The sequence below is a fragment of the Dyadobacter linearis genome, from assembly GCF_907165045.1.
GTDB lineage: Bacteria > Bacteroidota > Bacteroidia > Cytophagales > Spirosomataceae > Dyadobacter > Dyadobacter linearis.
The window spans coordinates 523743-549475 of sequence record NZ_CAJRAU010000002.1 but is presented as its reverse complement, the minus strand read 5'-3'; the positions used below and the strand labels follow the sequence as shown (position 1 = coordinate 549475).

Here is a 25733-nt window from a genome sequence, read left to right as displayed (position 1 = left end):
CATCAAAGCGCTATCTGCCATAAATATTTTTCAAATCGCCTTCAAAAAGTGTGTATTTGTCATCATAAAACTTCTTAAAATCCGGAACGGCAGGATGCCCGGGGAAAGGTGCGTAATAATGCGTTTCACTTTTGGTATCGTTACGCCAGACGAGTACATAGGCGAGATTTAATTTGTTGGTTTGTAAGACTTTAAGCAAAACATCGGTATACCAAACAGGATTTACAATGGATTCCAGACCTGTCTCGATCATAGCAGCCAGTTTCTTATTTTCCAGTGCAAAATCATTTACGATTTTAAGTTTTTTTACCACCTGATCCAAATTGTACTTGCCATCGCGGCCCATATCTCCGTAGTTATCCATTCCAACAAGATCAACCCATTCGTTGCCTGGATAGCGCTCCGTGAATTCTGCAACGCTATTGAACTTATTGTCAGGAGAAAAGGCGTAAATCAGGTTGTGAACATCCATGCTATCCCTGAGATAACCCGCCGTAAATTGCCACAATGACTTGAACTCTGCCGGAGTACAATGTGATTTGCCCCACCAGAACCAGTCTCCGTCAAACTCATGATAAGGTCTGAAAATAAGCGGAATAGCCTCTCCATCGGCACCTTTCAGACTTTTGAACCAGCCAGCCAGACCCTGTAAAATGAGTTTGTAATCCTCATGGTTTTTGCCTCCCGGAACAATGTATTTCACCGCCGGCAATGAAACAGAATCCTTCCAATAGAATCCACCGCCCGATACCGGGTTAGAGAAATGCCAGGATATGGTTGTAATTCCACCACGTGCGTAGGTGTCGGTGACCAACTTTCTTAGACGGTCTTCACTCTTTTTGGTGAATTCCGCAGATCGGCCCGTTAGCGGCGCAATGTCAACCCCAATTACTGCCGGGTGTGAGCCAACGACAGATTTTACGTCCGATCTTCCCGGCTCGTCACGCCAGCCGTGTCCGTAATCTGTTGCGTCCTGATGTCCAAAAAGTGTATGCTTTTTGGCTAGCTTATGCATATTATTATAAAGTGCGACGGTTTCCGGTGTCGCCTTTGGATCAATTAGTTTTTGCGCCCATGAAAGCGAGGATGATGCAATTAAAAGTGCAGTATAAGCGATTACTATTTTATTCATTTTAAATAAAGCTGTACGGAACGTTGTTTGAAAGTTTTAAATAGAGCGGTCAAGACTTGCTGATCATGAAATATCGCAAATGCCTATGGCTAGTTTCAAAGATGCAGCTATTAACAGGCCGAATGTGTTTTTTCTATTCATAAATAGCTTCTAGCTTAGGAGTACTTTAAATGAAGAAATGGCTGGCGATCGTAAAAAATGGAATTTTTTCCTGCAAAAATAGGATAGATCAGCATGCGGACCGGTTAAGGAAAACCCTACTTTTTTAAAATTTAGGGTTTTCCCTTGGAGTCAGTATAACTGACTGCGTCTGTTTGCAACACAATTGATCGGTAACATACATTGCGATCCCTACGCGGGCCGCCCGTAAGATATCCGAGCACTTCCCGGCAGATTTATATAAATTGCTTTTTTTAACCAAACACCCTTTCCACATGGCACATACTACCTCCAATCCAAAGATCCACGAAGGCCGTAACCTTAAAAGATTTCGAGAGATGCTCGGGATAAAACAAGATTTCCTTGCGTTCGAGCTCGGCGAAGAATGGAACCAGCAGAAGATTTCATTGCTCGAACAGAGGGAAAAGATCGATTCGGACATTTTGGATCAAGTTTCGGCAATTCTGAAAATTCCTGCTGAGGCGATTAGGAATTTTGATGAACAGCAGGCGATCACTGTAATTTCCAGCACTTTCAACGACAACTCTCAGCTAAGTACCCTGATCAATAATTACAACAATCCTATTGATGCAGTCTTAAAACTTCATGAAGAAAAGATGGCACTTTATGAGAGAATGTTGAAGGAGAAGGATGAGATGATGGGGCGGTTGGAGCGGTTGATTGGGGGGAAATGAAAAGGGCAAACCTTAGCTCCGGCGGAGCTACCTGTTTATAGAAAAAATCAATGATCATAAATATTTGGCCCCAGCGGGGCCTCCTGTGAATTGGCGATAAATCAGGAGGCCCCGCTGGGGCCTTTCGACAAACTTGACATCTACTTTTCTATAAACAGGGAGCCGCTCTGCGGCATTCACAAACATCTTTTAAAAGCTCCAAATGAACCGAATAGTCATTCTTGGCAATGGATTTGACATTGCTCATGGTCTTCCTACGGGTTACAGGGATTTTATCAATTCCCTGCAGAACGACTTCATTACATTAGTAAATGACCCGGAGCAACATGATCGAATAATTGACAGAAACTCTCTATTTTTTTTCACAACTGCAGATGCCGAATCCATTCCTCCAAATGCACAGCTATATAAGATTGTTATCGAGACGTCAGAACCTCTTCAATCTTGGGAAGCTTTGAAAAAACATGTGTTTATAATGTATGGGCATGAGGAAGTAGGAACTGGGTGGCGCACTTCCTCAAAATACAAGGCACAGGTATCTTCACATAACAAGTTGATTGAATACGCATTTAATGAATTGCAAAGTAAAACTTGGGGAGGGTTCGAAAACGATTATAGAAATCTTCTTGTCAATATCATAAATATTAAGAAGCAAAAGGAAGCTCCCATAATAGCTAACTACTCTGTTGAATCTCTAAATTTAGACCTGAAGCAAATTATCGAATTGCTCTATGACTATTTAAAAAAAATACCGGTCCCAAAAGTTTTAGATAGAAAAATATTTTTCCCGTTGTTAACCAAGCCACTTAGAACCTGGAAAGATAGTGACCGAAATATGTCCAGATATGGTCTTACACAATTAAGTGAGAAAAAGGCAAACATTGAGGACAGCCAAACGGACAGCTTAGAAAATGTGTTATTTCTAAGCTTTAACTACACTTCGACCATTCAAAACTACTTATTTAAGAGCGAAAATTTTAATGCCATAAATAGTTGCAATGGAGAGTATAATAGCACTAACAGGGTCACAACCTCTCTTAGGTATATACATGGTGATCTTGATGATGGGGTGCCAAGCTCGCTCATCTTCGGATATGGTGACGAACTTGATGAACATCAGTCAATTCTCGAAACACTTGGTAATGAGTTTTTGAAGCATATAAAGTCTGTGTTATATACTCGTAGTCCCTATTATAGAGAAGTCATTGATTTCTCGGAAGCGGATGAATTTGACATTGTTATTTACGGTCACTCGTGCTCCAATACAGATAGGACGCTCTTAAACACATTGTTTGAGCATAAAAACTGCATATCAATCCAGCCTTATCTGTATAATGAAGAAGACACGTCAATTTACATAAACATCTACCGATGCTTTAAGGATAAAAAGCTAATGCGCCTACGTGTGGTCGATCAGACCAATACTGTAAAAGGATAGCGTAACCCTTTCTTTAAATTAATTTCATCCAAATAGCAACCGGCTCATATCACTTATCCTAGGACGCAACTAATAGTAAGACATTTTCAGTCGCCGTTTGTAAATTACCGCATTCAAAAAACACACTTAATCTGAATGCAGCTAACTACCAACCAGTACCCGCAAATTCTCGCAGAACTAAAAGTTACCATCCGTCAAAGTCGCCTTAAAGCTTCCCTTTCGGCCAATGCAGAAATGTTGATGCTTTACTGGCAAATCGGGAAAACAATCATTGAGCAGCAGCAGGCTGCAAGTTGGGGAGCGAAGATCATCGATCAGCTCGCCTCAGACCTTCGAAAAGAATTTCCTGATATGCGAGGACTTTCGCCCAGAAACCTGAAATACATGCGCCAATTCGCTACCGCATATCCTGACCGGGCAATTGTGCAAGCGGCACTTGCACAAATTACATGGTACCATCATATCACACTGCTGACCAAAGTCAAAGAGCCGGAGGAAAGGCATTTTTACATTCAAGAAACAGCGACGCAGGGTTGGTCCCGGGACGTGATGGTCGCTCAGATCGAGACGGGATATTTCCGAAGAAAAGGTCATGCGCTCACCAACTTCAACAAGACATTGCCTGACGCTATGTCGGATTTGGCTAAGTACATTACAAAAGATCCATATGTGTTTGATTTTTTGTCACTGACGGATGAACACAATGAAAAAGATCTTGAAGATGCATTAACTGACCACATTACGAAATTCTTATTGGAACTAGGTGCCGGTTTCGCGTACGTCGGCAGGCAATATCTCTTGGAAGTTGGTGAGCAAGACTTCTTCATTGATCTGCTATTTTATCATGTGAAGCTGCATGCGTTCGTAGTAATAGAATTGAAAAGAGGAAAATTCATGCCTGAGTATGCAGGGAAATTAAATCGCTCCGGCGACCCGGTTCTATTTGTCTGTGATTGACGATAAGCTGAAATCAGAATTAGATCAGCCGAGCATTGGAATACTGATATGTCAGTCAAAAGACAAGGTTGTAGCTGAGTATGCGCTGAAAGATATTACTAAACCAATTGGTATCTCGTCCTACAAGCTGACTGAATCAATCCCGGAAAATTTAAAAGGGAAACTTCCCACCATTGAAGAAATTGAAAAAGAACTTGGAGCTTTGAAGAATCAAGACGTTGCCAACGAGAGTTGATTCTTGCATTAAAAATCACCCCACCCTAACCTCAATCAACTCCACCCCCAAAACCTCCTCAATCCGCACAATCGTATCAATCGTAAAATTGCTACTCCCTTTCACCCAGGAATTAACAGTCTGAGGAGTTACCTGCAATTTCTCCGCCAAGTCCTTTTGGCTCATTCCAAGTTTTCGCAATTGGGCTAATATATTAATCGCAATAACCCTCGATTTTTCAAGTGCTTTGGGATTTTCGGCTTTGCGGGCTGCGCGCTCTTTCCATTTGCTGGATTCGGTAGCTGTGACCGACTCCAATTTTTGTAATATATCTTCTCTCGTTTGCATAGTCATTCAAAATCAATGTATCCCGAATCTTCTGTGTTCGGTCAAATTCGTTTTCCTTAATTCCTTCAAACCGCGCCGCCCAAAGCGTTTCGGGAACAATGCGTGTAAGCTCAACAATCTTCATGGAAACTGCCGTACTTTGCGGCTTGCTAATGCGTGTACAGACTAACTACTAGTTTTCAAAGCTAGCAAAATTATGCTAATAATAAGATTATAACCTGATTTTTGTCATAGTTGCCAGGATAAAAGCGCTATTTTGGGTGATAGTTCTTCACCTGCCGTTGCTGACCCCTCACGTCTGTAATAATGACATTCACTACGTCTTTATCAATCGTGAGAAAACGGCCGGATTGCGACAGAAATGAGGATCCATAGGTAAATTCGTGGTTCAGAATTTTTCCATTTTTATACTGCACGCGGGCACTCATGTCCGTCGATTCTAAGAGAATGTTATTGACATTACGTTTCAATTCAAATGCCTTTACGACGTCCCGGTTTTGGCTGGCAATCATCATGTAGCGTCCCTGGCTACTTCGTAATTTGACCAGCGCTTTTCCGTTGCCTGGAATGTAAAGGCCGCTTTGTAAAATCGTCTGCGCATTGAAATTGCCCTGCCCGTCGCCTAGTAATACCAGCCCGTTTAGCGCATCATACCGGCCTATCGAAACGTCGGTTCCGTAATCGTTGCCCGTTATGGCTACGTCCAGATTTCCGTCTCCGTCATAGTCATCGACCACCATTCCGTTCAGTATAGATATTTGCGCCTGTTTGGCAAGCGGAATCAGTGTGAATTTTCCATTGCCATCGTTTCGCAGGAAACAGGATTGCAGCATGTTCGCTTTCAGGCGGATAGCCCCTCTGCGTTGTTCGGCAGAGAGCAGCTCCTCCATCGTGGCTCCGGCGTAAGATTTGAAGCTGCCATACTTCTTTTTGAAACTGTTCATTTGCTTGATCAAATCCTCCCGGCCGTGCATGGGGAACTCGTTCAATGCTCCATTCTGGTTTGGTAAGAAAAGCGAAGGAATCGCTGAGTAGTTGCCGCTATTGTCAAAATCTTTGGCCGTTATGTACACCGGGTACTGTTCACTCGCCTGAAACAATGTGTTCAGGCCTGCATTGCCTACAATGTAATCCATCCGGCCCGTGTGCCGAAAATCACCTGCGACAATGCTATTCCACCAGCCGGTTTTGTCACCAACGCCGGTTGTTCCGGTGATGGAATCAAATCGACCGTGCTTATTCTTTAAAAATGTAATGGGCATCCACTCGCCGACCAAAATCAGATCGGGCCAGGTATCATTATCAAAATCAGTGACTAAGGCGTCGCAAACCAGGCCAATATTTGTCAGGGCGGGGACTATGTCTTTGGTAACGTCTGTAAATTTGGCTTGTCCATTCCGGCTATCATTTCGAAGAATAATGCTCGACACTGGTTTGGGATAATGCCAGGGTTCGACGCGGCCAGAGACAAATAGATCCAATTTCCCGTCGCGGTTGAAATCCAAAGCACGAACACACAATTTGCTGGTCAGGTTGATTGGTAAGGCATTCGGTGCTTCTTGGAAATTCCCCATTCCATCATTAATGTACAGCTTGTCCTGATAAGCCGGCGTGTTAGACGCATGTTTGTAACCGCCCCGTGCAATGTACAGATCCAACGCCGAATCGCCATTGGCATCAAAGAGCAGGATGCCTTCGTCTTTATAATCGCCTTGAACAGCTTGTTGCGGCACAACATTTCGCTGTGAGAACTTTCCGTTTTGTTGCTGAAAAAAAACTTGGGCGGGGTCGTGCGCATTTCCTCCGATTACCAGATCATCCGTACCATTGCCATCCACATCCCCCACCGCCAGACCCGGACTGTATTCCGATAATTTATGCGGCAGCAGTTTTTGAATGTTAAAATCAATGAAGTCAAATTCTTTGTGCCGGTATGTTAAACCGATTTCTTTTGTGACATCGGTAAAAATAGCGTTCACTGCCAGTTTTGGCTTTGACCAATCATAATTTACAGAAGCATTTTTACTGTACACAGTCAACCGCTGATCGGCTTTGATATTTTGCAGGATTTGCTTTTTTCCGTTTGGCCATTTGATAACGACAGAGTCAAGCTTTGAAACATTGCCCAGACCGAAATGAGCAATACACTGGTTTGTAGACAAATAACCGCGATAGGGCGTATGCTCATAAACCTGCTGTTTGTTGCCAGCGTAGTGAATGGATACAAACGTCCCCAAGCCCGCAATGTTCAGGCTATCGCCGACTATGTTAAGTTGCATATAATGTGCGCTTTCTTTATTCCGTTCGCGGGCGTTGTTCTTGTAAATCAGCGCTTTATCATTGATGTTGTTGATGACGATATCCAGCGCACCGTCGTTATCCAGATCGGCATAAACCGCGCCATTTGAAAACGTCGGCTTATCAAAGCCCCAATCCGAGGTAACATCCCGAAAGGTCAGCTCACCCGTATTTTGGTAGGCGTAATTGTGAATCTTGACGACCGGGATCTGGGCTAAAAGCTGCGCTTTTATGGTCGTTTCATTAGGGTGATCCCGGTAAGCGATGAAATCATGATCGGTTACGTCTTTGGGATAGCCGTTGGTGACGATCAGATCCCGGAAACCGTCGTTATTAAAATCAGTCAGCAAAGGCGTCCAGCTCCAATCTGTCTGCGCTATGCCGCTCATAAAACCTATTTCGCTGAAAGCCGGACTACCAATTGAATCCCCGGCCCCAACGCGCGGTCCCTGATTGAGTTGCAGTGTATTCCGAACGTATTGATACTGATACCCGTACAGATCAAAGTTGAGATGACTCGCGTAATTGTTAGCCATCATCATCATTTTCTTCCGGTAATTATCTTTCGGATTCATGTCCAGCTCCACCAGATCGGCCAGTCCATCGTTGTTAATATCGCCAATGTCCTGCCCCATCGCATTGAGCGACGTATGCTTGAAATACTCACGCGAGCGGTCGGTAAAACTCCCGTTTTGGTTGTTGATGTAAAGAATATTGCTGGACAAAAAATCATTTGCCACCGATATATCTTTCCAGCCATCCTGATTCAGATCAACCACCGTGGCCGTGTGCCCGAAGCCATCCAGCGACATGCCGGACTGCGAGGATACATCTTTATACCGGGCATGTTTAACCGTAGCATTCCAATCGTTACGAAATAAACGTCCTGTACTGCGCCGGCCTTCAAAACGGATCAATCCAAACTGGTTCGGATTCTGTTCCGGTGAAGCTTCATTAACGGTGAGGTACATATCCAGATCACCATCATTATCATAATCAAAAAAGTTCGCCATCGTTGACTGCACATGGATGTCTAACCCATACTCAGCGGCCAGTTCTTTAAAAATGGGAATGCCGTCATTTGTTTCTTTTTGATTGACATACAATAAATTACGACGCTGCAGTGAGTCTTTTGAAAGCGTATTACAGACATAAATATCTTCCCACCCATCATTGTTGATATCGACCACGGCCACTCCTCTCCCCCATCGACCTTTACCCTCGACCCCAGCCTTTTCGGTTACGTCACTAAACTCAAACGTTGCTCCCTGCGCCCCTTTATTAAGATATAACCGACTCGAAACCCGGTTGCCCACGAAGTAAATATCCGGCCAGCCATCTTTATTGAAATCGCCGATTCCCACGCCCCCACCGTTATAGATATTGACCATATCCAATGGGTTAATCGAGTCATTTTCAGCAATACGATTGTTAAAATCAATGCCCGACTTCGACGACGAAATGGCTTCAAATAATGTATCTTCCTTGCAGGATGCCAGCGCAAATGCCAAATAAAGAACGTAGTGAAATTTCATGGGTTTGTATATTCAACACGACAAATGTCAAACTTCCCGAAAGCAGTCAGCTTCCGGGAAGTGGGGCACGTCAAGGGACATAGCGGATCAGTAACCTGGGTTTTGCGCCAGTTCCTGGTTGGTGGCAATTTGTCGTTGCGGGATCGGCATCAGGTCTTTTCCAGGGGGCACAGTGATGCCATACCGTTCTTTTACATACTTGGCTTGCTCACCCGACCGGCGGAGCAAAAACCAGAGCGAGAATTCACCTGCCAGCTCATGCCGGTATTCTTCCAGCAAAATTTTCATTACATCTGATCCGGCGGCTGCACCAAGACCAGCGCGTTTGCGAATTTGTCCGTTAATGATGGCCAATGCACCAGCAGAATTACCGCTTTTAAACAGGGCTTCGGCTTTACTGAGCAGCACTTGCCCGTAACGCATGAGGATCAGGTTTTGACCACTGAATATATAAGCCGGGTTGCCTGAATTCCCCGTCGCAGCAGGGTCACGCCAGGTTTTCACGCCATAGTAACCCGAACGCAATCCGTCCGATCCTTTCCACGGTTTCGCTACGGTTCCCAATGTGTTCATGCCCGGGTAGTTTTGTTTTACCAATGGGTAATCACTGATTTTGATCGCCGGGCTGGGATGCACATCGCCGGGCCCAAGGACGGTTGGTAATTTCCGGGTATCACCCGCTTCAAATGAATCATACAGCTTCTTATCCGCGAAAGAGTAGCCAAATTGTGACACTTCTTCCGGCATTCCAAAGGTCGCCAGCCAATGAGAGTCGTTGGCATGGCCCCAGGACATATCGCTGCCTGCAATGTACTGAATCTCAAAAATGGACTCTTTCCCGTTTTGATTATTGAACTCATGGATGTTGACAAACTTATCTTCCAGCTGGTATTTGCCGGTCAATTGCTCATACGTAGCGGCAGCCTCGGCATATTTCTTCAACCACATCTGCGCATCACCGAGGTAAGCCAGGGCGGCTCCTTTAGTGGCGCGGCCAATATCAGCAGCGGCCAAATCCTGCTGCCAGGGCAATAGGTTAGCAGCTGCTTGCATATCAGCGGCAACCGCGGTGAAAACCTCATCCTGCGTATTTCGGGGATGACGGCCGTCGTCGGTTACGGTCTGCAACTCCAATGGAACGCCCCCGAAATTGGATGCCAGGTAATAGTAAAAAACACCTCTCAGAAACAACGTCTCACCCGTCAGCCGATTGGCCAGCGTGTCCGAAATAACCTTATTGGTTTTCATTGTTTCAATGATCGGGATGGCCGAGTTAGCACGCGCAACACCCTGATACGCTCTCGACCAGAAAATATTCAACGCATCAAAACCGGTGGGCACTTCATACGTTTCAAAGAATGTATCTGCTCCAAAGTTTTTGAAATCCTGCGAGAGGAAATTGGCCTGGTACCACAATGCTTTCAGCGTAAAATCGACATCGTGGAACGTATCGTAAATACCTGTTACCAAGGCAATGCCGTCTTCGGGTTTTTTAAACAGCGCATCTTCGGTGATGCCCTGCGTATTTTTTTGTTCCAGAAACGATTCCTTGCAGCTGATCGGCAACAGCACCACTGCCAGAAAACCGAGCAGACCTATTGTTTTATATAATTTCATATTCAGTTTATGTATTTTGATAAAGATTAAAACTGTACACTCAGGCCGAGTGTAAAGAAGCGTGAGGTTGGGTAATTGCCCACATCAACACCTTTCACAGTCGCACTAGTGCTGCCGTTGTTTGGATCGCTAACCTGCCCGATTTCAGGATCTAAGCCCGTGTATTTGGTGAACGTAATCAGGTTCTGCCCGCTTACATACACCCGAACGCGGGTGGAAGTAATTTTGCGAACCAATGCAGCTGGCAATGTGTATCCGATTTGCAGGTTCCGCAACCGCAGAAACGAGCCGTCCTCTACGTAGGCATCCGAAACGCGCGTGTTACCGCTTTTATCATCCCGAACGGCACGAGCGTAGGTGGTCGAGGGATTGGTCTCCGTCCAGCGGTTCAGATAAAACTCTTCGCTGACATTCTCCACGCCCACGCCCCCGTTGGTGGCCAGACTTTGCAGATTCCGCTTTGCATAATTCAGAATGTCGTTGCCGACCGATGCATACCAAAACATGGAAACGTCGAACTGGCCGTATGAACCATCAAAGTTTACACCCCCGAAGAATTTCGGAATCGGGCTGCCAATGATTACCCGGTCATTGTCGGTAATACGCTCATCCCCGTCAGTATCGACGAACTGGCGGTCACCGGGTGCGGTAGATGATGCCTGGTAAAACGTACCAGCACCATGTTTAGCAGCTGCGGCCGCATTCAATGCATTAATTTCGTCCTGCGCCTGGAAAATCCCGGCTGATTTGAAGCCGTAGAAAGCACCTACCTGACCACCCACTTGTGACTGTGAGAATGTAGTCCAAAGGTTGCCGCCAAAAGTTGGGAATCCCAGATCGGAGAAGTTACCCACCGAGGTAAGTCCGTCGGCAAAGCTTAGAATCTTGTTGCTAACGGTCGTAACATTTGCACTGATACCCCATTTAAATGGTTTACTCGATTCACGGTATTCCAACCCCAGTTCCAGACCACTATTGCGAATGCTACCCACGTTACGGGTGGCCGTGCTGAAACCTGTTTGGCTAGGTACATTCACGTTCAGCAGGAAGCCGCTCGATGAGCGCACGTAGTAATCAGCTGTGAAATTGATACGACCATTAAGGAATGACGCGTCCAGACCAATGTTCGACTGCGTTTGATTTTCCCACGTTAAATTCGGATTAGGCAACGCGCTCAGGACAAGGCCATCGTAATATGTTTTGGTTTGCCCAAATACATAGCCGCGGTTATCGATCCGGCTGCTCCCTGAACTATAAATGCCCTGATACTGAAACAGTCCGATATTCTGGTTGCCAGCTTTTCCCCAACTACCGCGCAACTTTAAATCGCTTAGCGCATTCACTGACGCAAGGAGAGGTTCATCTTTCAGACGCCACGCTACCGACAAAGATGGGAATACACCGTATTTGTTACCCGGCCCAAAACGCGAAGAGCCGTCCCGACGTACAGTACCAGTGATGATGTAGCGATCCAGCAATTTATAGGTCAAACGCCCAAACTGGGAGGCCAGCGACCAGGTCTGCTGATTTCCATACGGCGTTACAGTCTGGATGGACCCAACATTGCGCAGTTCATCGCTGATTAGTCCGGAGCCACTTGCGCCACTCTGGCGAAACCTGTTTTCCTGGGCTGATACCCCGCCCACAAAATCAATGGAATGAATGCCGAATATTTTGCTGTAAGCAATTGTATTTTCCCACAACCACTCAGCCGTGTTGCTGGCATTCTGAGAATAAAAAGCGAGTGGCGGCGTGATTAACCGGTCGTTTGTCGGCGTGAAATAATAACCCGATCCATCGCTGGTGTTCCAGCCAAAGTTTGTTTTCAGGCGCAAACCAGTAACAGGCGTAATTTCCAGATAAGTAGTGGTCAGCAGGTTATTGGATTCCTGCTGCCGGTCGGTGGTTTCCAGATCGGCGATCACGTTGGTACTTCCCGAAACCGCCGTAGCGCCTTTGGTATAGTAGCCGTAATTTTCATTGGCATCTTTTACCTGATCCGTCAATGGATTACCGGTCATGGTGGGTACAAGTTTGGTAAGGTTACCAACGCCATTCTGGCCCGAGCCGAAACCGACGAAACCACCCGTGCGGGTATACTTCATGCTCGTTGAAACTTTGATCCATTTGGCAGGCGTATAATCCAGGTTCAAGCTTCCATTGTAACGTCTAAAATTCGAAAATTTAATTGTTCCGCGCTGATCAAAATAACCCAGCGAAAGCGAGGTCTGTACTTTGTCGCTGCCACCGCGCAATGCTAAATTATAGTTTTGGCGGTAGCCTGTTTGGTATACCTCCTTCTGCCAATCGATGTTTTTTAATGTGGACGGATTGCGCCATTCCGGCAAAACCGGATAAGACTCCTTGTCAGCGATCTCTGTTGCAAACGAAGCAAAATCCTGTGCATTCAGTACTTTATATAATTTGGGAATTGCCTGCATCGATCCGTAAGCATCGAAGGACACCTGCAATGCGCCTTGCTTGCCGCGCTTGGTCGTAACGATAACGACCCCGTTAGAAGCCCGGTTGCCATAAATGGCTGTTGCCGACGCGTCTTTGAGTATTTCCATCGAGGCAATATCATTGGGATTCAATGTATTGAGGCCGCCAGAGATAGGATAACCATCCACAACATAGAGGGGCGAGTTGTCACCAAACGTACCCGTTCCGCGAATTTGAACGGAAACGCCACCGCCCGGCGAACCATCGTTATTGGTCACCTGAACACCCGCCGAGCGGCCCTGAAGTGCCTGATCCAGCGTGGTGACCGGCACTTTCTCAATTTGCGCCGCACTTACTGAACTGATGGCCCCGGTAATGTCTTTCCGCTGTTGCGTACCATAACCGACCACGACAACTTCGTTCAAGGCCTTAATGTCCGGCACCAAATCAACATCAATAACCGACTTCGTACCCACCGCAATATCCTGGCTGGTGTAGCCGACGCTACTAAATACCAGCGTTGCCGTATTGTCGCGAACGGTGATCGTATACGTACCATCTGCATTCGAGACCGTACCAGTCGTGGTGCCTTTAATAGTAATGTTAGTGCCGGGCACAACACCTGTGCCCTGGCTCTCGGTGACCTTACCCGTAACCTGCCTGTCTTGCGCAATAGCCGAGCAGACTGTCAGCACTACCAGAATAAGTGAACTCAACGTCAGCGTTTTGTACTGATTGATTCTGTCAAATAATACAGTTTCTTTCATATTTATATTTAGAATTTATTGATACAATTGGATAAGATTCTTTACCCCGACCCATGCGTCGGGATGACTGGTTAAGGTTTGATAATTTTTACGGTTGAAGACTCATTCAGCGTACGGATACGTAGCAAATAAATGCCGGTGCTTTTGCCCAAGGGCAGTATCTGACGCTCGATTTCAGCAGCTTGCTCAATCTTTTTTTCAAGCACTGTTCTGCCGTTCACCGTAGTCAGCGACATCCACACCGCAGCTCCCGCGGCACCCCGAATTTCCACTTGTGCACTTTCTCCAACAACAGGATTTCCCAACACTGAAACCTGGAAAGCACTCGTTTTTTCCTCAGCCGCCAGACGCGCACTGCTCAACACAGCTGGTTCGGTCCCGAATATCAATTGACCTTTGTAATAGATCGTTACGTGATTATTCGTATCCATTGCTGCCGCTGGCTTGAATGAATGGTCATTGCTTTCGTTAAATTTAGACCAGTCGGCCTTCGCGATTCGGTACTGGATATTACCGGTATTGCTTGCCGGGTATAACATGCCCACGGTTGGCTTGATATTGAGCTGCAAATAGGTATCGCTTTTGCTTCGCTCCCCTACCCGCACGAACTGACCCGTTACATTGGCGTTGCCGAGCTTAGCATAGTCCGTGAAAAAATTTAGATTCTGCGTTCCTTCGGCAGTAAACCAGTAGCGTACCGATAGATCCCCGTATGAAACGGGCACATTCCCCTCGTTAACGATGCTCATGAATGTGTTGATCGAGCTGTTATTCGTTGCATTGTTCCGGTTTTGGGTCAATGCTTTCAGTTTCACGACCGACGGAACCACATCGGGTTCAATACCCCAGATCAATTGCGCTACACCATCTGAACCGGTACGGTATAATGTGATGTGGTTGTTGAGGGTAAAATTCGTTGCTGCCTGATATGAATAGTCGTCTTGCTCGCTCAGGTTCGTATAATCGCTGTTGACAATTCGCGATTGGATTATGCCTGAATTTCCAACCGCCAGATTGCCCGCCGATGGATCAAAACTGTATTCCAGATATCCGGTAGCACCATTTCGTGGATTAGGCAGGGACACATATTTGGTTTTGATTTTATTGCCACCGAGTTGGGCGTAATCAATATAAGCATTGATACCCGCGGAATTTTCAGCCGTAAACCAATACCGAACTGTAAGCTCACTATATGGAACTGGCGTTGAACCCTCATTAACCAGCATTAGATTCGGCCGGATCGCCGAGTTGCTGGCATTGCCTTTGTCAGCGTCCTGATATTGCACTTTCAGCGTAACGGGTGGCCGCCAGTTTGGAAGCTCATCCCGCGTGATCACATCATTATCTGCATACACTGCTTGTAACTGATCAATGGGCTGTTTTTTGATATAATCCGATCCGGTCCACACCGCAAACCACGACCACCATGTAGCAAATCCACGAACTTTGTCGGCGTTTGGCAAATTGCCCGTTTCGGTTAATGCTACCAGTTTTCTGCCGTTGAACTGCGCTTGTGCATTAGCCCAGTTGCCACTCAGGTTGGCAGTTGGGTCTGCATAAATGTCTTCGCCAACTACGTCCACGTATTGATCGCCAGGATACCAGGCGGGGTTAATCGTGTCAGTGCCTGTATATACCCAGATCAGGTTATGCAACTGGTGGTAATTGGTCAGTCGATTGTACATCAATTGCCAGAGTTCTTTGAACGGGCCCGCTCCTTTCGCTCCCCACCAGAACCAGCCGCCGGGAGCTTCGTGCAGCGGGCGCCAGAGAACCGGCACGTCAGCCGCCTGAAATTTTTTGAGTTGCAGGGCAATGGCGTCAATGTCACTAAGCAACAGTTGGTAACGGGTGCCGTTTTTGTCGGCCAGCGCGGCAGCAAGATCAAAAGTTGTTGCCTCGGTATAAAATCCCCGCCACCAGAGTTGATCGGGTGCCTGATTGATCAGATCGGTCGGCGCATTCCAGTGCCACAGCAAACTAATAATTCCCCGACCTTCGCCTTTCTTGGCCCAATCAATAATGGCTTCGCTGCTACGCATGGGATTCGTGCCAAACTGAACCCGGCTAGGCGAATAGTCCATGAGATCGAACGAACCAATGGCTGGTTCTTTGCCCGTTTTTTCCAGGACATATTCAACATCATCCTGTTGACCTGAAAGTACCTTACTGCCATATTGGTCAACCAGATACGAAAACAATCCCTTCGTTGACAATGTAGCCTGCGCATCGACCAGCATTTTTGAAGGTTTGATTGGCAGCGAGGCCGTGGTTGGCGTCAGTTGAATGTAGTCGATATCGAAGTATCCCCAACCTCTGTATATGGTGATGGTATTTAGTCCGGCTTTCAACAAAAACTTTCCGGCACCGGAACTGGTAAACCCTCCAATTGTTTGTTTTAATGTACTGCTTCCTTTTTCATCATTTACCTGAAAGTCAACTCCTTTGTCGCCATTGGGTGAGGCGTAGCCGAAAGACAAATCATACAGCCCCGCCATGGCGTTGACCGTAATACTTACCTGATCTGTCGCGTTATCGAAGCCTGTTACATAGCCCGTTCCTGAAAATCCAGTATTGGCGCTTGACACATCCACGCCCGTCAGATCGCCAGCCTCAGCTTCTGCCCGCCCATTGACCAGCCGAACAATGGTGGGTGGCTTTACCGACGCGGGTGTCAGCACGATGAAGTCAATGCCGTAATAGCCCCAGTTTTTGTTGATTGTAATGGTGTTCTGTCCGTTCAACAGTTGAAACGAACCGATTACCGCAGCTCCAAAGTCGGTATTGGTTAATTTTAAATCCTGCTCGCTGCTGGCACCGTTGACAGTCACCTGGGTCTTTTTATCGCCGTAAGGTGAGTAATAGCCAACGGTGAGCTGATAACTTCCGGCCGGAGCTGAAAACGTGAAAACCATGTTATCGCCCCCATTGCTATCATCATCAAAACCCCAGGCATAGCCCGTACCGGAATATCCGGGTTGATCCTGCACAATCTGTACGCCATTCAGCGTTACGCCCTGAGCAGCTTCGGCTTCCAGTTTAATCGGATCAGCGCCCAATAGCGAGGTGCTAATGCTAAGTAAAGCAATCAGAGTAAAGGCGTGAATGGCTGTCAGCTTTCGAATTGCTGACATACAATGGGTTTGTACAGGTGCTTGCATGCCGGGTGAAATAAAATTTAGGAATAGCCGAAATAGAATTTTATCCAGCAAAAATAGGACGAACCGACATGGTCATAGAATAAGGAAAACCCTACTTTTTTAAAACTTAGGGAAAACCCGAGGCAGGAAAAGCAGATACGCGCGGACTGTGTCAGGCGACGACTTCCGATTTTTGTAGCTTTTGCATGGGCAATGAAATCATAACGGATGTTCCATTTCCGACTTCACTTTGCCACATGACGTGCCCGCCGAGGTAGGCAATACGCGACTGAATGTTGGCGATGCCATTTCCTTTTGATAGCAGATGATCGAAATCAGCCCCCAGGCCATCGTCATCTACACTTATCAAAGTTGTTTCTTCATTGACCATCAGCTGGACCGTCACCACCTGGGCATGTGCGTGTTTCAGCGCGTTATTCAGCAGCTCTTGCACTACCCGGTAGATCATGACGGCAGCCTCATCGCCCAAAGGCGGCATTTCGCCATAATGGTCTAAAATCAGCTTCGTCTTGTTAACCAGATTTAGTTTTTGCACCAGGTCTTCCAGCGCCGGAACGAGGCCGAAGGTTGACAGCGCATACGGTCGCAGATCATTTGAGATCAGCCGGGTTTCGGTGCAGGCTTCATCCAGAAACTGGTTTAAGGGTTCCTTGACGGATGAAGGCAATTCTTCCTGATGCGCTTCAATGAAAAGTTTGATACGTGAAAGTTGAATTCCCAGACCGTCGTGCAAATCACGCGCGATCCGGCTCCTTTCGCCTTCCTGGCCTTCGATCATGGCACGCAGCGATTTAAGCTCCAATTGTCGAATTTGCTGCTGGGCAATGACCGTGTGCTGATGATCAATCAATTTTTGCTGACGCCTTAGATACGCTAGTGTGAATACACCTATCACGCTGATTATGAAGCCAATGAATAGCGCTGAATTTAGTACATTCTGATTGCGGCTTTGTTCTTCAATCAGTTGTTTTTCGACTGCCAATGTTTCGATCTGACTATCCAGTTCCTGCAAACGAATACTTTTTGTTTGCTCGGATGCGTAAAACTGGACCGTATAATCTTGCATTTTCATTGACCACTCGTATGCGTTTTGATAGTCGCCCATACGCGAATAGCTATCTGCTGTATGCCGCGACAATTCCCGCAGCATGCCCAGACTATTTTCAACCTTCGACAAGTCGTAGCTCTTCTGGTATTCTTCAATAGCAGCCAGACTATGTTCTCTGAACTGCTCAACCAGGCCCAGGTAAAAGTGATTTAAGGCAATTAACCAGTTCACTTTTAATTGATTTGAAATGATCAGACTTCGGCTGGCAAAATAGTACGCAGAATCGGGTTGCTTGGCGCGTGAATATGTATTGGCCAGCAAACTAAGGGCATACGCCTGAGAATAGGGCTGGTTGTATTTTACGCTAAGCCGCTCGGTCTCGCGCAAGTGCGTTTTCAAACCGGGCGGCATAGATTCTTGATGTTGGGCGATATTATCCAACCCCAATCGAGCCTCGATGACTTTGGGCATGTTATGGGTCCGCTCGAAATATTGCTGGGCTTTTTTCAGGTATTGTTGGGCGTAAGCATGCATGAAATAATCCTGAGAATAGTAGTCTCCGATTACCAGATACTGATTGTAATACCCCAACGAATCGCCCATCAGGCTGTAATATTTCAAACTGCTCAAATAAGAGTCCATCGTGTATTTATTGTATCCGTACTGCCGATGGTAAAGTTTACCCAGGGAATCATAAGCCTTTGCCGCCTGACTGTAATCATTATCCTGAACCAACAGATTGATCTGTTTTTTTAAGCTAACAACAGACGTCGTGTCCATTACCGCCTTCGCAGATTGAAATGCGCCGGTCAGGATACTTAAGAAAAGGAGGATGATTCGCCAATCAGGCCGGGGAGAACAGGATTTCACGAGCATTATCTATAATAACAAAATAAAACTAATCGATCATTTGCATCTCCATTGCCGTCTTGATCAGCAGGGCTGTATTGGGAACGCCGAACTTCATAAGCAGACTGCTTCGGTGAAATTCAATGGCTTTGGCGCTCACAAATAACTGAGCGGCCATTTGCTGCGTTGTTAATCCCTGCGCAATGCGGGTAAGCACTTCCGATTCGCGAGGGCTGAGGTGTGGTTTTACGCCAATACCAGCTGTTGACCTTCTGGTCTTGGGACTATCGTTCAGGAGAATCTGCGTGATGGATTCATTGAAATACTGTTTATCGTGGTAAACTGCCTGGATAGCCTGTAACAATTCCGTTTTTGTAGTATTCTTCAACAAATAGCCTTTGGCCCCTTTTTTCACCATCCGCTTAATGAGGCTCGCATCGTCGTGCATAGTTAGTGCTATCACGTTCGTTTGCGGATATGTCCGGACTATATATTCACAAAGGCCGAGGCCGTCTTCAATGTGGGGAAAGGAAATATCCAGAAGCACGACGTCGATGGCGGTCAGGCTTAATCGCTCCATGGCAGAGGGTACCGTGTAACAGCGCTCCGTCACTTCAATATCCAATGAGCCTGAAATAAGCGACTCGATGCCTTCAACAAAGACATTATGGTCATCCGCGATGAGGACTCGTATCATTTATATATATACAGTAGAAATTTATATCTATCGAAAGTACGACGAATCAGCCGTGAACATAAATCAAACAGTTTCCATTTTGCAAATATTAGGGAAAACCCTAAGGACATTATTGAACATTAGCTTGCCGCATAAACAGGTTTTTGAAATTTTATATCTTACCAAAAAAATTTAAAAACCCCACACACCAATGAAGACCTCCCTATCTCATCTCCCAGAAAACAAGCAAGACCAGTTAAGAGCGCAAACCCAAATTGTTTTCGACAAAGTAGCGGCTGGAATGATCATTCTCTTCGGCAGCTATGCGAGGGGTGACTGAGTTGAGGATTATCAGAAGAAGTACGAGTATGTAAGCGATTTCGATATTTTGATTGTCACCAAGGACAAAAATTCAGCGAAGCAAGTCAAAGAATCGCGAGTAATCTACACATTAATAGATGTTGGAGGACACCGCCTCCATTTTAACGTGAGCGGGGAAAATATCCAGCGATTGTATTTAAAAATGGTGGTAGTGATAATTTGACAGTATAGGATGGAATACTTGATTCACTCTATAAATCCACTGGTGCTATATTAACCACGTAAGATAGGGCTGGTTTTGGCGCAAGCGACATTGATTCTAACCAAATATCCATTACTCTGCAGGTTATCTCAATAGAAAATGGTTTAAGGGCATTGAATATAAATCCCAGCTACTTCCTCGTTGCCCGACCAGAAACTATAAGTAAATGCTTCTTCCCAGGGTAAGGGAATTTAGAGATTCTCTTTGCTCCGGATCTCGCCTTCCGGAAATGGAATGATCTCGGGTGTTGTTCTGTCTTGCCGTTCCTTCTAGCCGCTTACTACTCTATCGTAATTATGCGATGATATCGTTCGCTTAAATAAGTGTTCATACCATCCGGTACACAACTGTAGAGTACTTCGTAACGTCCAGTAGGAATATCTATTGGAATTGAAAAATAAGGATGCTGGAAAATAGGATGAGGCAAAAAGCCCTTAACATAATCGTTAACAAGTACAAAATTTTTACCCGTCTCTATATTTGACAGCAATAGCTTTTGATCCTTCCAAAAAACTGCCCCGGGTGTCACAAAAATACACAACATCCAAATTGTTGGGTGTTGTGTATTTTTGTGACATGTGGGTGAGAGACATCAGCCGGGGTTGCATAAACGAGTTTTGGACTATCACGATGTTCTCAGCTTTTATCAAATTGTCCAAAGGCGTGGGTCGCCCGTCGATCAAAATTTCTTTCACGTAGTTTCCGTCTATAAGATTTTCCGGTATATTGACTGATAATATATTTGTCCCATGACGAGATAATTTGAGCCTTCTGCTCTCGCTGAAATCGTTACTGAGTACAAGTTCATAAGTATGATTACTTAAAAAATTATATCCAGCAAACGAAACTGTTCTACTGCTATCCGTTACAATGTTTGGCCAATAGTCTTGTGCCATCAAAGGCTCGCCATATTCTATGGTTAGGACGTCTGATAATTTAAATGCTTTTCCTCCTCTGAGGAACTCCACCGTATAATCACCTACTTCAAGATATCGGGGAATAGTAATTGATACTGGCGTTGCCGAATTTTCAGTATCAGGTGGAGAGGCCTTCATTTGCGAAAGTATTAATTTACCCGAGGTGTTATGGGAAAAGCGTACTTGATTGTCGCTCTCGTCCGTTCCAAGTTTAGTACCCCAGTACTTGACGAAAATCTTCATCTCTAAATCCATCCCACTAATAGGAAACACGTAAGGCTTACCGTTAGATAGGATTTCCAAAGGCTTATTAGGAATTACCCTTACTTCCATTGGCGGTATTGCAAACTCATTACCTTCATAATTGATCGAACCATTTTTCCAACCCATTTGAACGGGCCAGGGCTCGGACAACTTTTTCTCCCAATTTTTAAATGAAACTTTTATCTTATTACCACCCTGATAATCAGCTGGTAATTTAATGATAATACTCCCCCCCGCCAGAGTGGAGATGTTTTCTTGAGGAACGCCATAGACCTTAAATTCAAAGATACCATTAGCCTCCATGTGGGTTAATGGTAACGGCTTATCACTCTCCTTGCAGTTAATCAAAGAGAACATGACGATTGATATAAAAGTAAGATGCTTCAAATTATAGCGAGTATGGATGCGAAGCCGGAAGTTTCCGACTTCGCAAACTATGAAATCTAGTCAACTAGCACCACCATTCTGCTCACAAAATAATCCCCAGTCTTCATTCTACAAACGTACGATCCACGAGGTAGATCTTTTACATTTAATGAGTGCTGACTTCTACCGGAGTTAAAAGATAGGTCTCCAGAGTTGGTCACGATATTACCTCTCATATCTTTCAAGTCAATTCGTACACTCAAAGCTTCTCGCAAGCTGAATCAACTGGGAACAATAATGCTTCATAAGTGGCCGATACCTGGTTGAAGCATCGTTTCTGCACTCTCGCATTATAAGGGCTGAAGACAGGTGGATATTCGTTTATTTCCTCGTTTAGTGTCCCCAAATTGTTGGTTACTTTTTTTGGGGACAAATCATCTTGCTTTACATCAAACCCATTGCCGTTCATGTATTCTGGCCCGAATGCCGGGGGTATTAAAATTGGCCATGCCCAGCTGCTTTGCCACAAGGTTTGGATAAGCCGTCAGTTGACCGTCGAGATATAATCCGCCGTTTTGGGCAGTTCTTCTTCTGTTTGGGCGAATTCCTCTGAGTTTTCCCAACACGAGGTGCAAAAGGTACTTGGCCCAATGGTAATCCTTGCTCAAGCCGTCCAGTTATTTCCGACCTTCTTAAAGCAACGTAATACCCATTTTATACTTGAAAGCGCCCTTGTACCGGCTTCCATCTGGCCGAAGTCCGTCCCATCCATACTCCTTCACATTCATCTTAGAATTGAAGTATGGCTTTTGGTAAAACATTGTATCACCCTCGGCACTGTATATGGAAAATCCCCAAACATCTGTAATTACATCGTTGATAAATGGCTGAAAAAAATCATTCACTCCATCTTTGTTGGGAGAGAATACATTAGGCACATAGACGTGTTTCTTATCAAGAGTGTATTCAACAGGCTGTGTTCCGCAGCAGGATTCATATTCCTTTGAAATTGCCTCAGGGCTCTCCTGAGAAGTGCAATTTTGTGAAATACAAACAAGCGATGCCAAAAGTAGGAAGGCTTGAAATTTCATAATGTAGCTGAGTTAAAATTTGACTAAATGATTACTTCCGGCTTGCTTCCCATTTTCTAAATTCATTTTTATCACACCAAAACCAGGACTTTCTGATAATCCAGCTGCGCTCAGGGTCAGGCATTTTATTTTGTGAAACGAACTTCCCCTTCCCTATTTGTTTGGCTTGCTTTACAGTCAGTTCGGAAGCAAGATCAGTTTCAATAACCGGATCATAATATTTCAGTATTAAAAAGTCCAAGGCTGCCGGGCTAATCAATTTCAGCCATACATAACCTAGATTCATAGACATCCCTCCTGGTGACTCCATAAACTGGCATTTAATTCTATCTCCATCAATTTTATAAGTGCCCCATTGCGTCCCTCGATTGTAAAAACCAAATGACTTATTTTCAACTGATTTGAAATAGTCTTGCCGGTAACCATAGATAAACATTCCGTTTCCAAAAAATGCAATATCAACTGGAAATGATGCTGATCCATTTGGATCTGATTCAAGCCGGGTATAATTAAAGGAATAGTAACCATCAAAACGAAGACCTGACGTTTCTGTTAACTGTTTCGTACCATGAAAGCAAAAGCCATATTTGCGAAAGCTACTCCTTACTTTGCGGGAAGGGAGACAATCTGAAAGTAATAAGGCCGTGCAAACTAAGCAGCCAAATACTCTTATTTTCCCCATAACGAATAACGATTATAATAACCAGTTCCGAAGAAAAATCCTTTTTGAAATTCGCTATCTCTTGTGTAGTAATTTTGATGTCCAAATGGCAAATAGAAAAAGCCGTTGCGGTGCACCCAATTTTGTGTTCTGTCTTGAACCCTCGGATGGCTGTAACCCACTCGGTCAATTGTATTTCCAACTTTGACTCCAGCCCAGAGCGGACTTTCATATATCAATCCATTCATCCAGCTACCAAAGCCATTCGTGTTCTTGTTACCCAGCCGGTCGGTAGCGGTTGGATCTACAGTTGACTTTTCCCCTCGTGGATCATTGTTATAAAGTCTTGTACCTACTGTGAGGTTTCCGTAACTGATCTCGACAGCATTAGAATGCCAGCGGTCGTGGTCATCGAAGGCAAGGAAATCATTTTCAATTCTAAATGAAAGTTTACCTGCCGACACTGTGACTCCGCCAACCGTTTGCGCAGCCGGGCCCGCGAGACCAGGTTTGGCTCCATAATACGTTTGGTAATAGCTAAGTCCATATCCGCTATACTTAATACCACCGCCCATTGCATAGTGATTCTTACCACCGCCACCGCCAATGCTGATGTTGAATTTACTAGGATTATAAGAAACGCCCCAGCTATAATTCCAACCGCCCCATCCAACACCAACACCCGGATTTGTTGACACGTCTCCATGAGTTTTGTAGATGTTTGCTGAAATTCCAAGTGCCAGAGGATCCAGTCCCGCGGTGACTGTGGTGTCGCTATTGGAAAAGTTGTACTTGAAGAGTTTAGTCGAGACATATAAGTTTGAACCTCAGCTCAACTATGATCCACAAAACTATGATTCCATGGTAGAAAAAAAAGCAAATGAGAAGGGTAACCAGCATATTCTGACAGGAGGCCAGATTGTGACCAGGAAGGACTTGGAAGAATTCAAGCAAGACATTTTGCAGGAAATACACAAGTTATTAAGGCCTATCAATCGGGACACAACCAAGAAATGGCTTAAATCCAGGGAAGTCCGAAAAATGCTTGATATCTCCCCAGGGAAGCTTTATTTGCTCCGGGCAAATCGCCAGTTAGGCTTTATGCGAATTGTCGGGGTGATCTACTATGACCATGAAGACATAGAAAAGATGTTGAACGTTTCAAAACCCCGATGTCTAAATGAAAAATCACGCATAGTCACTACGAATGGATTTGGAAGACAAATCCCGCCAATTTGGCATCAAGTCGTTGTTTACTTCTCTCAACAGGCCGCTTCGAATAGACAGGCAATAGCCTTTTTCAAGTACTATAGGTGCCGAAGGTGGCTCAGCGATCGCGGTAAGCCAATTAAAAACTGGAAAAAGCTGGCATGGACATGGATCTGGTATAAAGCTTAATTTATCAAATGCGATACAATAAGGGTGCCCATGTATTTCTGGATCAGCTCGTCTACAATCGGCAGGATCGGCACCATTTCGCCGACCTGGGTCTTTCCCCGCTTGCGAACCAGCCAACGCTCCTTAGTTGTACCAACTAGCACAATACTATCGCGGGTAAGATTGTAAATATCCTGATAGGCAAATCCGGTAAAGCCCTCCATGGGGTTCCGGGTAATGAAATCCTTTTTAACACCGATCAGGTAGTCATAGAGCTCTTCTGCAAAAAGGCCTGACAGCTGCGAAAATTTGAGGTCGGACAATTTGTACTGGTATTTAATAAAGGCGGTGACATGCCTTTTCAGTTTTCGCCAGTGGCGAAGCGTATTGTCTGAACGCATCCCGCGTCCAACCATCAGCTCAAATTTTTCGATATGCTGGTCAAATGCTTCGAGCAGCGTCTGCTCTTTCTTCAAAATTTGTTTGCAGGCGTCAGGCGTGTCCTCGACCGGCTTTCCTTTGAAGATGTTTTTAGCATGTTTGGTGTAATGCTGTCAAACTGGGATTGCAGCACCATGAATTGGGAGGTAAGCGCAGTCCGCGCCTGATCAATAGCGATGTTGATCAATTTGGCTTCCATGCCTGGCGAGGTCACTTTTTTGTCTTGGAACACCAGTCGTCCGGGTGCACCTTTTTTCCGAGAGAAATTTCACAAATCTTCGAAGAAGCTGATTCTTAGATCATTTTAAACAAGAAAAGCGCCCTTTGAGGCGCTTTCAGTGATCCCGCCGCGCGACGGTCGCTGGGATTCGAAGCCGATCGCGGCCCCGGCCAGGACCCATACATTAAAAGCGGCCGGCGCTCCGGGGTATTGCTCTATCAGCTGAGTTACCCAAGAGGTGAGAAACAAGAAAAGCGCCCTTTGAGGCGCTTTCAGTGATCCCGCTGGGATTCGAACCCAGGACCCATACATTAAAAGTGTATTGCTCTACCAGCTGAGCTACGGAATCTTATTTTTTGCTGCTATTACCTTGCGAACCCAGGACCCATACATTAAAAGCGGACGCCGCGCGGTGTATTGCTCTACCAGCTGAGCTACGGAATCAATTTGGGATTTTCAAGTATGATCTTACAAACT

The 25733-nt window shown here is 45.5% G+C and carries 22 protein-coding genes and 1 tRNA gene; 6 read left to right on the top strand and 17 right to left on the bottom strand.

Annotated features, from left to right (window positions below):
• Positions 1-10 precede the first annotated feature (10 nt).
• Positions 11-1132, bottom strand: coding sequence for a glycoside hydrolase family 26 protein (locus tag KOD92_RS08430; RefSeq protein WP_215233102.1), 1122 nt, complete (start codon positions 1130-1132; stop codon positions 11-13).
• Positions 1133-1566: 434 nt separating this feature from the next.
• Here KOD92_RS08430 and KOD92_RS08425 point away from each other — a divergent pair, with 434 nt between their 5' ends.
• The 4 genes from KOD92_RS08425 (at position 1567) to KOD92_RS27390 (ending at position 4616) form a co-directional block, all read left to right on the top strand.
• A complete protein-coding gene (locus KOD92_RS08425) occupies positions 1567-1986 on the top strand; it encodes a helix-turn-helix domain-containing protein (RefSeq protein ID WP_215233101.1) in 420 nt (139 codons plus the stop codon).
• A gap of 202 nt (positions 1987-2188) precedes the next feature.
• The gene (locus KOD92_RS08420; RefSeq protein ID WP_215233100.1) at positions 2189-3424 is read left to right on the top strand and encodes an AbiH family protein; all 1236 of its coding nucleotides are present in this window, start codon (positions 2189-2191) and stop codon (positions 3422-3424) included.
• Between the two features lie 135 nt (positions 3425-3559).
• Positions 3560-4381, top strand: a complete 822-nt coding sequence (locus tag KOD92_RS08415; protein WP_229254594.1) for a PDDEXK nuclease domain-containing protein — start codon at positions 3560-3562, stop codon at positions 4379-4381.
• Positions 4374-4616: a PDDEXK nuclease domain-containing protein gene (locus KOD92_RS27390; protein WP_229254618.1), complete on the top strand. Its 243-nt coding sequence runs from the start codon at positions 4374-4376 to the stop codon at positions 4614-4616. Before KOD92_RS08415 ends, KOD92_RS27390 begins: the two co-directional genes overlap by 8 nt.
• 15 nt (positions 4617-4631) lie before the next feature.
• On the opposite strand, the gene KOD92_RS08410 is transcribed toward KOD92_RS27390, so the two are convergent.
• The 7 genes from KOD92_RS08410 to KOD92_RS08380 all read right to left on the bottom strand — a co-directional run bounded on the left by KOD92_RS08410 (position 4632) and on the right by KOD92_RS08380 (position 19357).
• A complete protein-coding gene (locus KOD92_RS08410) occupies positions 4632-4943 on the bottom strand; it encodes a helix-turn-helix transcriptional regulator (RefSeq protein WP_215233099.1) in 312 nt (103 codons plus the stop codon).
• Between the two features lie 251 nt (positions 4944-5194).
• The gene (locus KOD92_RS08405; RefSeq protein ID WP_215233098.1) at positions 5195-8776 is read right to left on the bottom strand and encodes a VCBS repeat-containing protein; all 3582 of its coding nucleotides are present in this window, start codon (positions 8774-8776) and stop codon (positions 5195-5197) included.
• An 87-nt stretch (positions 8777-8863) separates the two neighbouring features.
• Positions 8864-10393: a RagB/SusD family nutrient uptake outer membrane protein gene (locus KOD92_RS08400; RefSeq protein ID WP_215233097.1), complete on the bottom strand. Its 1530-nt coding sequence runs from the start codon at positions 10391-10393 to the stop codon at positions 8864-8866.
• A gap of 26 nt (positions 10394-10419) precedes the next feature.
• On the bottom strand, positions 10420-13602 hold the full coding sequence (locus KOD92_RS08395) for a SusC/RagA family TonB-linked outer membrane protein (RefSeq protein WP_215233096.1): 3183 nt from the start codon (positions 13600-13602) through the stop codon (positions 10420-10422).
• A gap of 71 nt (positions 13603-13673) precedes the next feature.
• On the bottom strand, positions 13674-16736 hold the full coding sequence (locus KOD92_RS08390; protein ID WP_215233095.1) for a glycosyl hydrolase: 3063 nt from the start codon (positions 16734-16736) through the stop codon (positions 13674-13676).
• A gap of 178 nt (positions 16737-16914) precedes the next feature.
• Positions 16915-18591 carry a sensor histidine kinase gene (locus KOD92_RS08385; RefSeq protein ID WP_229254593.1) on the bottom strand — a complete coding sequence of 559 codons (1677 nt, stop codon included), beginning with the start codon at positions 18589-18591 and terminating at the stop codon, positions 16915-16917.
• 118 nt (positions 18592-18709) lie between these two features.
• Positions 18710-19357, bottom strand: a complete 648-nt coding sequence (locus KOD92_RS08380) for a response regulator transcription factor (RefSeq protein ID WP_215233093.1) — start codon at positions 19355-19357, stop codon at positions 18710-18712.
• 190 nt (positions 19358-19547) lie between these two features.
• Here KOD92_RS08380 and KOD92_RS27530 point away from each other — a divergent pair, with 190 nt between their 5' ends.
• Positions 19548-19676, top strand: coding sequence for a nucleotidyltransferase family protein (locus KOD92_RS27530; protein WP_255567382.1), 129 nt, complete (start codon positions 19548-19550; stop codon positions 19674-19676).
• 707 nt (positions 19677-20383) lie between these two features.
• Here the strand turns inward: KOD92_RS27530 and KOD92_RS08370 are convergent.
• The 5 genes from KOD92_RS08370 to KOD92_RS08355 all read right to left on the bottom strand — a co-directional run bounded on the left by KOD92_RS08370 (position 20384) and on the right by KOD92_RS08355 (position 23916).
• Entirely contained in the window at positions 20384-21487 is a 1104-nt protein-coding gene (locus KOD92_RS08370) for a hypothetical protein (protein ID WP_215233092.1), read from the bottom strand.
• Positions 21488-21543: 56 nt separating this feature from the next.
• Entirely contained in the window at positions 21544-21729 is a 186-nt protein-coding gene (locus tag KOD92_RS27685; protein ID WP_406566162.1) for a hypothetical protein, read from the bottom strand.
• Positions 21730-22158: 429 nt separating this feature from the next.
• Positions 22159-22557 carry a gliding motility-associated C-terminal domain-containing protein gene (locus tag KOD92_RS08365; RefSeq protein WP_215233091.1) on the bottom strand — a complete coding sequence of 133 codons (399 nt, stop codon included), beginning with the start codon at positions 22555-22557 and terminating at the stop codon, positions 22159-22161.
• A 31-nt stretch (positions 22558-22588) separates the two neighbouring features.
• Entirely contained in the window at positions 22589-23239 is a 651-nt protein-coding gene (locus KOD92_RS08360) for a hypothetical protein (RefSeq protein WP_215233090.1), read from the bottom strand.
• A complete protein-coding gene (locus KOD92_RS08355) occupies positions 23227-23916 on the bottom strand; it encodes a polymorphic toxin type 23 domain-containing protein (RefSeq protein WP_215233089.1) in 690 nt (229 codons plus the stop codon). Before KOD92_RS08355 ends, KOD92_RS08360 begins: the two co-directional genes overlap by 13 nt.
• 163 nt (positions 23917-24079) lie before the next feature.
• Here KOD92_RS08355 and KOD92_RS08350 point away from each other — a divergent pair, with 163 nt between their 5' ends.
• The gene (locus KOD92_RS08350) at positions 24080-24616 is read left to right on the top strand and encodes a helix-turn-helix domain-containing protein (RefSeq protein WP_215233524.1); all 537 of its coding nucleotides are present in this window, start codon (positions 24080-24082) and stop codon (positions 24614-24616) included.
• Here the strand turns inward: KOD92_RS08350 and KOD92_RS08345 are convergent.
• The 4 genes from KOD92_RS08345 to KOD92_RS08335 form a co-directional block, all read right to left on the bottom strand.
• Positions 24613-25071 carry a phage integrase SAM-like domain-containing protein gene (locus KOD92_RS08345; RefSeq protein ID WP_229254592.1) on the bottom strand — a complete coding sequence of 153 codons (459 nt, stop codon included), beginning with the start codon at positions 25069-25071 and terminating at the stop codon, positions 24613-24615. The genes KOD92_RS08350 and KOD92_RS08345 overlap by 4 nt on opposite strands.
• On the bottom strand, positions 25068-25268 hold the full coding sequence (locus KOD92_RS27385) for a hypothetical protein (protein ID WP_229254591.1): 201 nt from the start codon (positions 25266-25268) through the stop codon (positions 25068-25070). Before KOD92_RS27385 ends, KOD92_RS08345 begins: the two co-directional genes overlap by 4 nt.
• Before the next feature lie 72 nt (positions 25269-25340).
• Entirely contained in the window at positions 25341-25505 is a 165-nt protein-coding gene (locus tag KOD92_RS08340) for a hypothetical protein (protein WP_215233088.1), read from the bottom strand.
• A gap of 27 nt (positions 25506-25532) precedes the next feature.
• Positions 25533-25605: transfer RNA gene (locus KOD92_RS08335), tRNA-Lys, on the bottom strand.
• Positions 25606-25733: the final 128 nt, after the last annotated feature.

Excerpts from the sequence above, each read along its gene's own strand:
- KOD92_RS08390 (WP_215233095.1), bottom strand. The coding sequence starts at position 16,736 with ATGTCAGCAATTCGAAAGCTGACAGCCATTCACGCCTTTACTCTGATT.
- KOD92_RS08400 (WP_215233097.1), bottom strand. The coding sequence starts at position 10,393 with ATGAAATTATATAAAACAATAGGTCTGCTCGGTTTTCTGGCAGTGGTG.
- KOD92_RS08385 (WP_229254593.1), bottom strand. The coding sequence starts at position 18,591 with ATGGACACGACGTCTGTTGTTAGCTTAAAAAAACAGATCAATCTGTTG.
- KOD92_RS08410 (WP_215233099.1), bottom strand. The coding sequence starts at position 4,943 with ATGCAAACGAGAGAAGATATATTACAAAAATTGGAGTCGGTCACAGCT.
- KOD92_RS08425 (WP_215233101.1), top strand. The coding sequence starts at position 1,567 with ATGGCACATACTACCTCCAATCCAAAGATCCACGAAGGCCGTAACCTT.
- KOD92_RS08365 (WP_215233091.1), bottom strand. The coding sequence starts at position 22,557 with ATGAAATTTCAAGCCTTCCTACTTTTGGCATCGCTTGTTTGTATTTCA.
- KOD92_RS27530 (WP_255567382.1), top strand. The coding sequence starts at position 19,548 with ATGAAGACCTCCCTATCTCATCTCCCAGAAAACAAGCAAGACCAGTTA.
- KOD92_RS08380 (WP_215233093.1), bottom strand. The coding sequence starts at position 19,357 with ATGATACGAGTCCTCATCGCGGATGACCATAATGTCTTTGTTGAAGGC.
- KOD92_RS08405 (WP_215233098.1), bottom strand. The coding sequence starts at position 8,776 with ATGAAATTTCACTACGTTCTTTATTTGGCATTTGCGCTGGCATCCTGC.
- KOD92_RS08430 (WP_215233102.1), bottom strand. The coding sequence starts at position 1,132 with ATGAATAAAATAGTAATCGCTTATACTGCACTTTTAATTGCATCATCC.
- KOD92_RS08350 (WP_215233524.1), top strand. The coding sequence starts at position 24,080 with ATGGTAGAAAAAAAAGCAAATGAGAAGGGTAACCAGCATATTCTGACA.
- KOD92_RS08415 (WP_229254594.1), top strand. The coding sequence starts at position 3,560 with ATGCAGCTAACTACCAACCAGTACCCGCAAATTCTCGCAGAACTAAAA.
- KOD92_RS08360 (WP_215233090.1), bottom strand. The coding sequence starts at position 23,239 with ATGGGGAAAATAAGAGTATTTGGCTGCTTAGTTTGCACGGCCTTATTA.
- KOD92_RS08420 (WP_215233100.1), top strand. The coding sequence starts at position 2,189 with ATGAACCGAATAGTCATTCTTGGCAATGGATTTGACATTGCTCATGGT.
- KOD92_RS08395 (WP_215233096.1), bottom strand. The coding sequence starts at position 13,602 with ATGAAAGAAACTGTATTATTTGACAGAATCAATCAGTACAAAACGCTG.